At 70.0% G+C, this 12,884-nt stretch carries 12 protein-coding genes; 6 read left to right on the forward strand and 6 right to left on the reverse strand.

Translation table 11 applies throughout. The features are described 5' to 3' along the window. Window positions 1-17: 17 nt before the first annotated feature. Window positions 18-512, reverse strand: coding sequence for a GNAT family N-acetyltransferase (locus tag ACZ5U5_RS08705; protein WP_469018175.1), 495 nt, complete (start codon window positions 510-512; stop codon window positions 18-20). A gap of 155 nt (window positions 513-667) precedes the next feature. Here ACZ5U5_RS08705 and ACZ5U5_RS08710 point away from each other — a divergent pair, with 155 nt between their 5' ends. Further along, the gene (locus ACZ5U5_RS08710) at window positions 668-1,246 is read left to right on the forward strand and encodes a hypothetical protein (protein ID WP_469018177.1); all 579 of its coding nucleotides are present in this window, start codon (window positions 668-670) and stop codon (window positions 1,244-1,246) included. Between the two features lie 32 nt (window positions 1,247-1,278). On the opposite strand, the gene ACZ5U5_RS08715 is transcribed toward ACZ5U5_RS08710, so the two are convergent. The 3 genes from ACZ5U5_RS08715 to ACZ5U5_RS08725 all read right to left on the reverse strand — a co-directional run bounded on the left by ACZ5U5_RS08715 (window position 1,279) and on the right by ACZ5U5_RS08725 (window position 4,188). Next, window positions 1,279-1,881 carry a hypothetical protein gene (locus tag ACZ5U5_RS08715; protein ID WP_469018180.1) on the reverse strand — a complete coding sequence of 201 codons (603 nt, stop codon included), beginning with the start codon at window positions 1,879-1,881 and terminating at the stop codon, window positions 1,279-1,281. A 134-nt stretch (window positions 1,882-2,015) separates the two neighbouring features. Beyond that, window positions 2,016-3,938, reverse strand: coding sequence for a beta-galactosidase (locus tag ACZ5U5_RS08720; RefSeq protein WP_469018182.1), 1,923 nt, complete (start codon window positions 3,936-3,938; stop codon window positions 2,016-2,018). A gap of 1 nt (window position 3,939) precedes the next feature. Next, window positions 3,940-4,188, reverse strand: coding sequence for a helix-turn-helix domain-containing protein (locus tag ACZ5U5_RS08725; RefSeq protein ID WP_469019380.1), 249 nt, complete (start codon window positions 4,186-4,188; stop codon window positions 3,940-3,942). 26 nt (window positions 4,189-4,214) lie between these two features. Here ACZ5U5_RS08725 and ACZ5U5_RS08730 point away from each other — a divergent pair, with 26 nt between their 5' ends. The 5 genes from ACZ5U5_RS08730 to ACZ5U5_RS08750 are packed head-to-tail and all read left to right on the forward strand — an operon-like array spanning window position 4,215 to window position 10,810. After that, on the forward strand, window positions 4,215-5,891 hold the full coding sequence (locus tag ACZ5U5_RS08730; protein WP_469018185.1) for an ABC transporter substrate-binding protein: 1,677 nt from the start codon (window positions 4,215-4,217) through the stop codon (window positions 5,889-5,891). Then, window positions 5,888-6,847 (forward strand): ABC transporter permease, encoded by a 960-nt coding sequence (locus ACZ5U5_RS08735; RefSeq protein ID WP_469018188.1) that lies wholly within the window; start codon window positions 5,888-5,890, stop codon window positions 6,845-6,847. The genes ACZ5U5_RS08730 and ACZ5U5_RS08735 overlap by 4 nt, the downstream gene beginning before the upstream one ends. Beyond that, a complete protein-coding gene (locus tag ACZ5U5_RS08740) occupies window positions 6,847-8,838 on the forward strand; it encodes a dipeptide/oligopeptide/nickel ABC transporter permease/ATP-binding protein (protein WP_469018190.1) in 1,992 nt (663 codons plus the stop codon). Before ACZ5U5_RS08735 ends, ACZ5U5_RS08740 begins: the two co-directional genes overlap by 1 nt. Continuing rightward, a complete protein-coding gene (locus ACZ5U5_RS08745; protein ID WP_469018193.1) occupies window positions 8,835-9,878 on the forward strand; it encodes an oligopeptide/dipeptide ABC transporter ATP-binding protein in 1,044 nt (347 codons plus the stop codon). Before ACZ5U5_RS08740 ends, ACZ5U5_RS08745 begins: the two co-directional genes overlap by 4 nt. Further along, entirely contained in the window at window positions 9,875-10,810 is a 936-nt protein-coding gene (locus ACZ5U5_RS08750; RefSeq protein WP_469018196.1) for a dihydrodipicolinate synthase family protein, read from the forward strand. Before ACZ5U5_RS08745 ends, ACZ5U5_RS08750 begins: the two co-directional genes overlap by 4 nt. 146 nt (window positions 10,811-10,956) lie before the next feature. Here the strand turns inward: ACZ5U5_RS08750 and ACZ5U5_RS08755 are convergent, their stop codons facing one another. Both ACZ5U5_RS08755 and ACZ5U5_RS08760 read right to left on the reverse strand, forming a co-directional pair. After that, window positions 10,957-11,634, reverse strand: coding sequence for a response regulator (locus tag ACZ5U5_RS08755; RefSeq protein ID WP_469018198.1), 678 nt, complete (start codon window positions 11,632-11,634; stop codon window positions 10,957-10,959). Next, window positions 11,631-12,869: a sensor histidine kinase gene (locus ACZ5U5_RS08760; RefSeq protein ID WP_469018200.1), complete on the reverse strand. Its 1,239-nt coding sequence runs from the start codon at window positions 12,867-12,869 to the stop codon at window positions 11,631-11,633. The genes ACZ5U5_RS08755 and ACZ5U5_RS08760 overlap by 4 nt, the downstream gene beginning before the upstream one ends. Window positions 12,870-12,884: the final 15 nt, after the last annotated feature.

The following is a 12,884-nucleotide window of genomic DNA, read 5'->3' on the forward strand; positions in this document are numbered from 1 at the left end:
GCGGGCCGGATCATGTGTCAACCAGCAGCCAGCTCAAGGCGGTAGCGCACCTCGGGCCGTCCCTTATCCCCGGCCTCCACCTCACCCACGACCACGAACCCGGCAGCCACGAGAACCGCCCGCGACCCGGCGTTGTCCACGTCCGTAGCCGCCCGCAGGGCGGTGAGCCCGTACTCCACGCCGGCGATCCCGCACACCCGCCGCACGGCATCCGTGGCAAGCCCACGCCCCGTCGCGCGCTCGGCAATGCGATAGCCGAGCTCGGCCTCACCATCCGCGACGTCAACGAGATTGACGCGCCCGACCACCGCATTCTCACCGTCCACCAGCACATGGAAGTGGCAGGTGCCGGCGGCCTGTTCGGCCAGCAGGGAAGCATGCCGCGCATCGAACTCGGCGAAGTAGGCGTCACCCCGGTCGGGCACGTGCTTCGCGAAGTAGGCGCGGTTCTCGCGCTCGAAGGCGAGCAGGGCGGGGGCGTGCTCGGGGCGCAGACGCTGGAGTTCAGGCATGGCGGCAACGTAGCCGCAACCCTCCGCCCACCGCCTCGCCTTTACGCCCCGCCCTGTTGGTCCCGCCCTGTTGGTCCCGCACTGCTGGTCCCGCACTGTCAGTGGGGGCCGGTAGCGTCCGTCCTGTGCCGCCCCCACGCCGAGGAGATGCCGCCGTGCCCGACGCCTACTCACCCATACCCGAGCTGAATCTGCTCAAGGAGTTCCACGACGGGCCGGGGAAGGCAGGGTTCTCCGACGGGTTCGAGATGTACGAGTACGGGACCCGCGATTGCGGCCTAGTCCAGTGGCTGGGCATGCCCGACTCCCCGGAGTTGCGGGCCCGCCTCGACCGACTCGTGCCCTTCGCCCAGGCCACCGGCTCCGGGTCGTTCTACGCGCTGTGGCGCTGCGACGACCGCGCCGATCTCGCGACGCTGCCGGTCGTCCTCTTCGGTGACGAAGGCGATCTCGATGTCGTGGCGTCCGGCCTGCGGGAGCTGTTCCGTCTGCTGGCCGTCGACCACGAGTGGTACCTCCCCGAGGAGGAGTGGGACGTCGACGAGGCGCACAGCTCGGGGCACGAGGAGTATCTCGTCTGGCTGGAGAAGAGGTTCGATCTCACCGCGCCCGAGGCCGCCGACCCCATCATCGCGCGGGCGCGGGCGGAGTACGGGCTGCGCTTCATGGACTGGTTCCTCGAGTTCTCGCCCGAGGACGTGGTCGGCGCGCTCCGCGAGAACCTCGGCGCGTAGCCGCGTCCCCCTACTCCCTTTACTTACTCCCCTTACTTCTTGACCGGCGGGCAGTAGCCGGTGTCCGCGCCGATGCTGTTGATCTCCGCGTTCGGCCGGGAGTCACCGGCGTAGTCGATCTGGTCGGTGCAGCTGACGCCGGGCTTGTTGGGCGTACCCGACGGCTTGTCGCCCTTCTCCGGGGTGGGGCAGGTGCCGGTGTCGGCACCGATGCTGTTGATCTCGGCGTTCGAGCGCGGGTCACCCGCGTAGTTGATCTGGTCGGTGCAGCTCTTGCCGGTCTTGTCACCCTTCTCCGGGGTGGGGCAGGTGCCCGTGTCCGCGCCGATGCTGTTGATCTCGGCGTTCGAGCGCGGGTCGCCCGCGTAGTTGATCTGGTCGGTGCAGCTCGTGCCGGACTTGGCCTGCGTGCCCGACGACTTGTTGGTGGCGGAGTCGCCACCGGTCTTGCCGGTCTCGCCGGACCCGCCGGACCCACCGGACTTCCCGGCCTCGGACGCGGAAGCGGGGGCCGGGGCGGAGGACGACGAGGCGTCGTTCCCGCTGCCCTGGCAGGCGGTGAGCCCGAACGCGGCGACGGTGATGACCATGGCGGCTGCGGCCTTGCGGGCGTGGAGGAGGGTGGCGTGCGACATGGTCTTCCCGTTCTGTGCGGTGTTGCGGGCTCGTTGAGAACAAGACTGTCCGCCGCTGCTGGTGATCTGTCGCCGTCTCACTAACGCCTCACTAACGTCACCCGCAGGTCGCTCAGCTGCAGCAAAATCCCACGTCAACGCGCCCCCGGGCGGGATTTACTTGCAGCTCTCCCCCGCCGCACTTCCACGCTCCCCCCGCGCTCATCCATCACCACGAGGACCCGCTCGCCCGCCCTCGTGACCCGCGCCCGCGCCTGCACCCCTTCCGGGACGTCCGGCAGGACCGGCTCCACCCCGCACTCCGCGCGCACCCGGTCGAGGAGCTCCCGCATCTCCTTCGGGGTGGGGCGCGTGCTCAGGTACCAGGCCACGCCCTCGCCGTAGGGGTGGCGGGTCACCGTCGGGGCGCCAGTGGGCGACGTACGTACCGCGTCCGCGCCCTCCAGGTGGATCTCCTCCGACCAGGTGCCGTCCGGGCCCGGGTCGAATTCCTCCACCCGGAGGCCGAGCAGCTCGCGGAACGGGGCGGGGTAGCCGCCGAGGTGGACGCGGTCGTGTTCGTCCACGATTCCGGAGAAGTAGGACATGAGCAGGGTGCCGCCGCCGTGGACGTACGCGCGGATTCGTTCCGCGGTCTCCTTCGTTACCGAGTAAAGATTGGGGATCAGGAGCAAGCGATACTCGGTCAGGTCCCCGTCCACCGGGACCACGTCGCACGCCACCGACGCGTCGTACAGCGGCTTGTGGTGGGCCAGTGCCGCGTCCAGGAACGTGAGGTCCGCGCTCGGGTGCGCGTCCAGTTCCAGGGCCCACCAGCTCGGCCAGTCCATGAGCAGCGCCGCGTCCGCCCGTTCGGGGCGGGAGCCAAGGAGCTCGGGACACGAGGCGAACTCCGCGCCCAGTTCACGCACCTCCCGGAAGATCCGTGTCTCCCTGCCCCCGTGCGGAACCATCGCCGAGTGGAACTTCTCCGCTCCCCCGCGCGACTGCCGCCACTGGAAGAACAGCACCGAGTCCGCCCCGTGCGCCACCGCCTGCCAGCTGTCCAGGCGCATCCGGCCCGGCGGCTTCCTGCCGTTGCGCTCGCGCCAGTTCACCGCGCCCGGCGCCTGCTCCAGGAGCAGCCACGGCTGCCCGCCCTTCAGGCCGCGCATGACGTCGTACGAGAAGGCCGTGCGGTGGAGGGAATCGGGGGCGTGCGGATCGGGGTACGAGTCGTACGACACCACGTCCAGGTGTGGGGCCCACGCGAAGAGGTCCAGCGTTTTCGCCACCGGGACGAAGTTCGTCGTGACGGGGAGGTGGGGGGTGATGCGGTTCAGGACCTCCTTCTCCGCCAGGTAGCACGCGAGGAGCTCGTCCGAGGAGAAGCGCCAGTAGTCGAGCTGCTGGGCCGGATTGCGGAAGGACGGGGCCCTGCGCGGGGTGTGGATCTCCTCGAAGGTGCCGTAGCGCTGCGACCAGAAGTCCGTCGACCAGGCGTCGTTGAGCGCCGCCACCGTCCCGTACCGCTCCCGCAGCCACGTGCGGAACGCCGCCGTCGACACCTCGCAGTGGCAGTGGCGTGAGATGTGGCAGCCGTATTCGTTGCCGATGTGCCAGAGAGCGAGCGCGGGGTGCGTGCCGTAGCGCGTGGCCAGGCGCTCGGTGAGGCGTACGGCGTGCGTGCGGTAGGCGGGGCTCGACGGGCACCAGTGCTGACGCGAGCCCGGGTGCAGGCGCACCCCGTCCTCCGTCACCGGGAGAGTCTCGGGGTGCAGGCGCGTCAGCCACGGCGGCGGGGACGCCGTCATCGTCGCCAGGCTGACCGCGACGCCCGCCTCCGCGAGTCGGTCCATGTGGCCGTCCAGCCACGCGAAGTCGTACGCGCCCGGGGCCGGTTCCGCCTTCGCCCAGGAGAAGATCCCGAGCGTCACGAGGTTCACCCCCGCCTCACGCATCAACTCGGCGTCCTCTGCGTGGACTTCGGGACCCCATTGCTCGGGGTTGTAGTCGCCGCCGTACCCGATCGACGACAACCGGGAACGAAATCGCTCGGCGAGGCGCTCCCGGCTCATGTCATCCGACCTTTCGTAGCTCACCGTCGTCGAAGACCGCGACCATCACCAGATTGCCGCCGAGCGCTTCGACGTACCGCGCCATCACGTCCGTACCTGAGACTTGCCCACTCTCGATCTGGGACACCCTTCCTTTGCTCACCCCCATACGCTCGGCCACCTGCGTCCAGCGAGTGCCCCGTCCAGGGCCTTGACCGCCCTCCCGGCCCCTTTTATGGTCGCCACGCCACCACGACGTAGGACGTGGGATCTCTCAAGGGAGCAAGGGGAGACACAGTGAGCGACCAGAAGACCAGCAGCGGCTCCACCGAGCCGAACGGCTCCACCGCGCACACCGGACCCGCACCGGACCGTCGGTCCTTCCTCAAGTACACCGGTGTGCTGGGCGCCGCCGCCGCCATCACCACCACGCTCTCCGCCTGCTCGTCGGGGCCCGAGTCCACGAACGAGGCCGGGGACGGTGGCGGCAAGGGCGGCGACTCGACCCTCACCGCCGTCATCGGCTATGGCAACGACGGCAGTTGGGACCCGACGCAGACCGCGTCCGCCTTCGCGATGGCCGGCAACGAGCACATTTACGAGGGTCTGCTGAACACCGATCCCCTCACCCGCGAGCCGTACGCGGCGCTCGCCACGGAGATCCCCACCGACGACAAGGCGACCACCTGGAAGTTCACGCTGCGGCCCGGCGCCAAGTGGCACGACGGGAAGCCCGTGACCGCCGACGACGTGGTGTTCGTCTTCGACCGCATCCTGGACCCGAAGACGCAGACGCTGGCCAAGGGCTTCTTCGAGAGCTGGCTGAAGGAGGTCAAGAAGGTCGACGCGACCTCCGTCGAGCTGATCCTGAAGTTCCCGTTCCCGGACGGGCTCGCGCGCCTCTCCCTCGCCAAGATCATGCCGAAGCACGTCTTCTCCAAGCCCGGAGCCTGGGATGACGCGACCAAGGGCAAGGCGGTGGGCTCGGGCCCGTACAAGATGGCGTCGCACGCCCCGAAGTCCAACACCACCTTCGAGGCCTTCGACGACTACAACGGACCCCGCAAGGCCGCCTTCAAGAAGATGAACTGGCTGACCATCGTGGACGCGGCGCCCCGCGTCGCGAAGATCTCCGGTGGCAGCGCGGACTCGGAGATCGCGGACAACATCCCGTACGCCAACATCGAGCAGCTGAAGAAGGGCGGGCTCACCGTCGAGGGCGGGGCGGGGATGAACAACCTGTTCCTGATGTTCAACACCGCGCACAAGCCCTTCGACGACGTACGCGTGCGCCAGGCCCTGCACCACGCCATCGACACCGGGAAGATGATCGAGGTCGCGCTCAAGGGACATGGAAAGGCCTCGACTTCGTTCCTCAACGAATCCAACCCCGCCTATCGTCCGGCGAAGACGGTCTACGAGTACGACCCCGCGAAGGCGAAGAAGCTCCTGAAGGAGGCCGGGGTCAAGGATCTGTCGGTCAACCTCATGGCGGTGAACGTGAGTTGGATCGTCGACTGCCTGCCGACCATCAAGGCCTCATGGGACGCGATCGGCGTCAAGACGACCCTTGACCCGCAGGAGACCACGGCCGTCTTCACCAAGATGGACCAGAAGAAGGACTATCAGGTCGTCGCCGCCGCATCGAACCCCAACCAGTTCGGCATCGACCCCGACCTGATCATGCATTACAACTACGGGCCCGAGAACCTGTGGATGGGTTACGCCCGCTGGGCGGACAACTCCGTGGCCAAGAAGCTCTTCAAGGACATGGACCAGGCGACGCGCGAGCCGGACGCGGCCAAGAAGAAGGCCATGGTCCAGGACTACATCGACACCGTCGCCGAGCAGGCGGTGATCTATCCGGTCGTCCACAACGAGCTGATGACCGCCTGGGACCCGAAGAAACTCACCGCCGTCAAGGCCCAGCCCTACCCGGGGATCAACCTGCTCCAGGCGAAGTGGGCGACGTGATCGCGGTACTCCGAATCCTGGTCCGCCGCCTGGTTCTGCTCGTCCCGCTGCTGCTCGGCATCGTCCTGTTCGTCTTCCTCGTGATGCGGTTCTCGGACGTCGACCCGGCGTCGGCGTTCTTCCAGGGCGCCAACCCGACCGAGGAGCAACTGCAGGATTTCCGCGAGGAGAACGGGCTGCTCGATCCGCTGCCGGTGCGCTATGCCGCGTTCGTCGGCGATCTGGTCCAGGGCGACATGGGCATCAGCGTGCTCACCCGCTCGCCGGTGCTGGAGCAGGTCACCACCGCGCTGCCGCTCACCCTCCAGCTGACCTTCCTGGGGCTCGGCGTCGCGGTGGTCATCTCGCTGCTGCTCGGCGTGACCGCCGCGATCTACCGCGACCGGCTGCCGGACCAGCTGATCCGCGTCGTCTCGCTGACCGGTGTGGCGGCGCCCGGCTTCTGGCTGGCGCTGCTCATGATCCAGTACCTGGCGGTGGAGGCGGGCTGGTTCCCGACCGGCGGGTACGTCAACCCCGGTGACTCCTTCACCGGCTGGCTGAAGACGATGACCCTCCCGGCCCTCGCGCTCTCCCTGCCGGTGGCCGCGGGGCTCACCCGCATCATCCGCACGGCGGTGGTCGAGGAACTCGACAAGGACTACGTGCGGACGGCGATCGGCAGCGGTCTGCCACCGGTCGTGGTGGTCGGCCGCAACGTCCTGCGCAACGCCCTCATCAACCCGCTGACCGTGCTCGGCCTGCGCGTGGGCTATCTGCTCGGCGGCGCGGTCGTCATCGAGACGATCTTCTCGCTGCCCGGCATGGGGAAGCTGATGATCGACGCCGTGAAGAACGGCGACCCGGCCGTCGTGCAAGGAGTCGTCATCACGACGGCCGTCGGGTTCGTGGTCGTGAACCTGGTCCTCGACATCCTCTATCTGCTGGTCAATCCGCGTCTGAGGGGGACCGCCTGATGATCACGTCGCGCAAGGCCCTGGCCGAGCGGCTCTCGCGGCCCGGCATCCGGCTGCGCTCCCTGCGCCGCCTGCCCGTGCTCTCGCGCATCGCGGTGGGCGTGCTCGGCGTGGTCGTCCTCGTGGCGCTCTTCGCGCCGCTGATCGCCCCGCACGACCCGCTCGACCAGCAACCGCAGGCCGACGGCACGGGCCACCCGACCGCCGGCCACTGGATGGGGCAGGACAGCCTCGGCCGGGACATCCTCAGCAGGCTGATGTACGGGGCGCGCTGGTCCCTCGCGATCGGGCTCGGGGCGACGCTGCTCGCCCTGATCGTCGGGGCCGCGCTCGGGGCGATCGCGGCGACCTCGCGCAAGGCGGTCGACGAGACGCTGATGCGGTGCCTGGACATCGTCATGGCGTTCCCCGGCATCGCGCTCGCCGCCGTCCTCGTGGCGGTCTTCGGGGGCGGCATCCTCGTACTGATCTGCGCCATCGCGTTCCTGTTCACTCCACCGATCGCGCGGGTCGTGCGGGCGAACGTGATGGATCAGTACGGCGAGGACTACGTCGTCGCCGAACGCATCGTCGGGGCCCGCACCCCACACATCCTGATCAAGCACGTGGCCATCAACTGCGCGGCGCCGATCCTGGTGTTCTGCACGGTGCAGGTCGCCGAGGCGATCGTCTTCGAGGCCTCGCTGTCGTTCATCGGCGCGGGCGTGCGGCCACCGGACCCGTCCTGGGGCAGCGTCATCGCCGACGGCAAGAACATGGTGCTGCTCGGCGGCTGGTGGGCGACGGTCTTCCCCGGACTGCTCATGCTGGTCACGGTCCTCGCCCTGAACATCCTCTCCGAGGGTGTGTCGGACGCGTGGGCGGCGCCCGCGACCCGCGACGTGCCGGGAGAGGCCCGCAAGGAGGACCGCCTCGAAGCGCCCGAGCCGGGCAGCGGAAAGGTCCTCGAACTGCCGGGCCTGACGGAGGCCGCCGAGCGCTTACGCGCACGCGCGCGCCCGCTGCCGGAGGGCACTCCGGTGCTCACGGTCTCCGACCTCACCATCGGCTTCGACGCCCGCCACGGCGGCGTCGACATCGTCGACGGCATCAGCTTCCACGTCCGGCCCGGCGAAGTCCTGGGCCTGGTGGGCGAGTCGGGCTGCGGCAAGTCACTCACCGCGCTGACCGTGATGGGCCTGGAACCCAAGGGCGCCCGCATCGGCGGCCAGGTCACCTTCGACGGCGAGCAACTGCTCGGCATGCCGATGCGCGTCCGCAGACGACTGCTCGGCCACGACATGGCGATGATCTACCAGGACGCCCTGTCCTCCCTCAACCCCGCGATGACGGTCCGCTCCCAGCTCAAGCAGGTCGTACGAAGGGGAGGGCGCCGGACAGCGGCCGAACTCCTCGGCCTGGTCGGCCTGGACCCGGAACGCACCCTGCGCAGCTACCCGCACGAACTCTCCGGCGGCCAGCGCCAGCGCGTCCTGATCGCGATGGCCCTCTCCCGCGACCCGAAACTGATCGTCGCCGACGAACCGACGACGGCCCTGGACGTCACGGTCCAGGCCCAGGTCATCCAACTCCTCCTCCGCCTGCGCGAGGAGCTGGGCTTCGCGCTGATCCTCGTCTCGCACGACCTGGCCCTGGTCGCGGACGTCACCGACCGCGTGGTGGTGATGTACGGCGGCCAGATCGTCGAGACGGGCGTGACGGCGGACCTCGTCGAGGCACCCTCGCACCACTACACGCGCGGCCTGCTCGGCTCGGTCCTCTCGCTCGAAGCGGCGGCGGAACGCCTGACCCAGATCAAGGGCGTCGTCCCCTCACCGGCCGACTTCCCCGCGGGCTGCCGGTTCGCGGACCGCTGCCCCCTCGCGAGCGAGGTGTGCCATACGACGGCGCCCGAACTCGTGGGCGGGGCACGGCATTCCATCGCCTGCCACCACCCGGCGCAGCAGCCGCCTCGGATGCCGCGGCCCAGGGGAAACGAGGCCCTCAAGTGACCGCTCTCATCTCGCTGTCCGACGCACACGTCGTGCACCGCGCACGCTCGGGCGGCCTCTTCTCGCGTGAGCGGGTGTACGCCCTGACCGGAGCCGATCTGACCATCGCGCCCGGCGAGACGGTGGGCGTCGTGGGCGAGTCGGGGTGCGGCAAGTCGACGCTCGCGAAGGTGCTCGTGGGGGTGCAGCAGCCCACGGCGGGCACGGTGTCCTTCCGGGGACGCGACCTGTGGACGATGAAGCCGGCCGAACGCCGCACCGCGATCGGCCGGAACACCGGCATGATCTTCCAGGACCCGTCGACGGCCCTGAACCGCAGGCTGACCGTACGCCAGATACTCCGCGACCCCCTGGACGTACACAGGGTGGGAACGACATGCCAACGCAACGAGCGAGTACGGGAGTTGATGTCACTCGTAGGCCTGCCCAAGGTTCTGGCGGACGGCCTCCCCGGCCAGCTCTCGGGCGGGCAGCGCCAGCGCGTGGCGATCGCGCGCGCACTGGCGTTGGAACCGGAGCTGGTGGTGGCGGACGAGCCGACGAGCGCGCTCGACGTCTCCGTACGCGCCCAGATCCTCAACCTCCTCCTTGACCTGAAGGAGCGGCTCGGCCTCGCCCTGGTGTTCGTGTCGCACGACATCCAGACGGTGCGGCGGATGAGCGACCGGGTCATCACCATGTACCTGGGCAGAATCGTGGAGGAGTCACCGGCCGAGGAGATCCTGGACCGAGCGCGGCACCCGTACACCCGGGCTCTCTTCTCCGCGACGCCCGGCCTTCTGGACCCCATCGACCCGATCCCGCTCGTCGGCCCGGTGCCGTCGGCCACGCGTCCGCCGAGCGGCTGCCCGTTCCGTACGCGGTGCTGGAAGGCGGACGACGTCTGCGCGGCCACCATGCCGGACGTCGAGTCGACGTCGGGGTCCGGGCGGTCGGGGCACCGCTACCGCTGCCACCACCCCGTGCCGGACGGCCAGTCCACGCACGAGCTAGTGATCCAGTCCGCCGCCACGGACGCGAGCCCCAGGGAGATCCCATGACACTGCCCACCCCGCTGAACGGTGTCGTTCCACCCGTCTGCACACCCCTGACGCCGGACCGCGAGGTGGACACGGCCTCGCTCGTCAGGCTGGTCGACCACCTGGTGTCGGGCGGGGTCGACGGCCTGTTCGTCCTCGGTTCGTCGTCGGAGGCGGCGTACCTGACGGACGCCCAGCGGAGGCTGGTGATCGAGACGGTGGCGGGCCATGTCGGGGGCCAACTCCCGGTCTTGGCCGGGGCGATCGACATGGCGACGCCAAGGGTCCTGGACCACGTCCGCTCGGTGACGGACGCGGGGGCGGACGGCGTGGTGGTGACGGCCCCCTTCTACACGCGCACGCACCCGGTGGAGGTGGCCCGCCACTTCCGCCTCGTCGCGGCGCGCTCACCGGTCCCGGTCTTCGCGTACGACCTCCCGGCCTCGGTCCACTCCAAACTGCCCGCCGAGCTGATCCTGGAACTGGCGGCGGAGGGCACCCTGGCCGGCCTGAAGGACTCCAGCGGGGACGAGGGGAACTTCCGGGAGGTGGTGCTCGGGGCGCGGGGGCGGACGGACGTCGCGGGCTTCAGCGTCCTGACGGGTTCGGAGACGACGGTGGACTCGGCGCTGGCGATGGGTGCGGACGGGGTGGTGCCGGGGCTGGGGAATGTGGACCCCGAGGGTTATGCGCGTCTCTACCGCTACTGCCGGGAGGGGGACTGGGTGCGGGCGCGGGCCGAGCAGGAGCGGTTGTGTGGGCTTTTCGGGATGGTGCGGGTGGGGGATGCGGGGCGGATGGGCGCCAACTCTTCGGCGCTGGGGGCGTTTAAGGCGGCGCTGCACCTACGGGGCGTGATTGCCTGCCCCGCTACTGCGGAGCCGCAGGTTCCGCTGGACGCCGGGGAGGTTGAGCGGGTGGGGAAGTTCTTGGCGGGGGCGGGGTTGTTGTAAGCCCTCCCTGCGGGGCTTACAACAACCCCGCCCCAACGCCGGAGGAGCTGAATTTTCAGCCCCTCCGGCGTTTGAGGAGCGGGGTCTGGGGCGGAGCCCCAGTTTCGGGAAGGGGTGGGGTCGGGGAAAGCCCCGCAGGGATCGCCCTACCCAGCCCCCTCCACCCCCGGCCGCACCAACCCCGACTCGTACGCAACAATCACCAGCTGCGCCCGATCCCTCGCCTCCAGCTTCCCCATGATCCGGCTGACGTGAGTCTTCGCCGTCAAGGGGCTCAATCCCAACACGTCAGCGATCTCCGTGTTGTTCAGCCCCCGAGCCACCAGCGAAAGCACTTGCAGCTCCCGCTCCGAAAGCCCGTCGGGACCCCCGGCCCCGGCAGCCGCAGGCTCCGGCGCCCGCAGCACCCTCGCAATAAGCCGAGAAGTCGGGCCCGGCGAAAGCAGGGACTCCCCCGCAGCCACCACCCGAATCGCATCCAACAGCTCCGCCGGCTTCGTGTCCTTCACCAGAAACCCCGAGGCCCCGGCCCGCAACGCCTCCACGACATGCTCATCCGTGTCGTAAGTGGTCAGCATCAGCACCTTCACCCCGGCCAGATCCTCGTCCCGCGCGAGCAGCCGCGTCGCCTCGATCCCGTTCAGGTCCGGCATCCGGATGTCCATGACGATGAGATCGGCCCGCTCCGAGCGGGCGAGGTCGACCGCCGCCCGCCCCGTCCCCGCCTGCCCCACCACCTCCATGTCCGGAGCGGACTCGACCAGCATCGCGAAGGCCGCCCGTACCAGCGTCTGATCGTCGGCGAGCAGCACACGGATCGTCATCGAAGCCCTCCCACAGGCACCAGCGGCAGTACGGCCGACACCATGAAACCGCCCTCGGACCGGGGCCCCGCCTCCAGGGTGCCGCCCACGCTCCGGGCCCGCTCCCGCATCCCCACGAGGCCGAACCCGGGGGTGTGCGAGGGGTCGTCGGCGGCTCGCCCGTCGTCCGTGACCGTCACCCGCAGCTCCGCCCCCTCCGTGCGTATCCCCACCCGGATGGTGAGCCCAGGCCCGCCGTGCCGCACCGCGTTGGTCAACGCCTCCTGCACGATGCGGTAGGCCGCCGCGCCCACGGCGGGCGGCGCCTCGGCCTCCCGTACCGCCAGATCGACCTCGGCCCCGGACGTACGCGCCGCCTCCGCGAGGTCGGCGAGGCCGTCAAGGCCGGGCAGCGGGCCCCGCGACTCCTCCGCGGTACCCGTCGTCTCCCTCAACACCTCAAGTGTGGCCCGGAGTTCACCTCGCGCCGAGCGGCACGTGTCGGCGATGTCGTCCAGGGCCTTCGCCACCGCCGCCCGGTCAAGGCGCTCCGGATCGGCGGCGAGGACATGTGCCGCGACGGAGGTCTGCACGCCGACCAGGGTGATGCTGTGCGCGAGCAGATCGTGCAGATCGCGGGCGACCCGCAGCCGCTCCTCGGCGACCCGCCGCCGCGCCTCCTCCTCCCGCGTGCGCTCGGCCCGCTCGGCGCGCTCCAGTACGGAGGTGACGTACTGGCGGTGGATGCGCACGTACACGCCGAGCAGCAGCACGGCGACGACCCAGCCGGAAATCCTGAGCACCTCGGCCACCTGGTGCGGGGGCTGGACCGCGTTGACGCTCACCATGGCGCCCACGACGAGGAGGCCCGTCAGCACGGCGCGGCGCGGGCGCCCGGACACGGCGACCGTGTAGAGCGCGACCATGCCCACCGGGACCGCAGCCGTGTGCGTGTAGTCGATGCCGTGGTAAGGAGCGACGAAGGCGAGCACGGCAAGCAGCACGAGCAGCGGACGGATGCGCCGCCACACCAGCGGCACGTGCGCGCACAGCAGCAGGCTCCACCCGAGGAGGTCGGGCCGTCGGCCGTCCTCGACGAACGCGGCGAGCACGGCGGACAGCACCGCGAGCGCCGCCGCGAACACCGCGTCGTCCCGCACGGCACGCGAGGTGCCGGGCACGGCTCCGGTGAAGGGCAGCACACCACGCGGCCCCGACGGACCCGGGCGGACCTGAACCTGCGGTTCTCTCCCCACCGCTGCATCCTCCCG

It is taken from the genome of Streptomyces sp. NPDC033177 (genome assembly GCF_055577715.1).

Excerpts from the sequence above, each read along its gene's own strand:
- ACZ5U5_RS08705 (WP_469018175.1), bottom strand. The coding sequence starts at position 512 with ATGCCTGAACTCCAGCGTCTGCGCCCCGAGCACGCCCCCGCCCTGCTC.
- ACZ5U5_RS08715 (WP_469018180.1), bottom strand. The coding sequence starts at position 1,881 with ATGTCGCACGCCACCCTCCTCCACGCCCGCAAGGCCGCAGCCGCCATG.
- ACZ5U5_RS08720 (WP_469018182.1), bottom strand. The coding sequence starts at position 3,938 with ATGAGCCGGGAGCGCCTCGCCGAGCGATTTCGTTCCCGGTTGTCGTCG.
- ACZ5U5_RS08740 (WP_469018190.1), top strand. The coding sequence starts at position 6,847 with ATGATCACGTCGCGCAAGGCCCTGGCCGAGCGGCTCTCGCGGCCCGGC.
- ACZ5U5_RS08750 (WP_469018196.1), top strand. The coding sequence starts at position 9,875 with ATGACACTGCCCACCCCGCTGAACGGTGTCGTTCCACCCGTCTGCACA.
- ACZ5U5_RS08755 (WP_469018198.1), bottom strand. The coding sequence starts at position 11,634 with ATGACGATCCGTGTGCTGCTCGCCGACGATCAGACGCTGGTACGGGCG.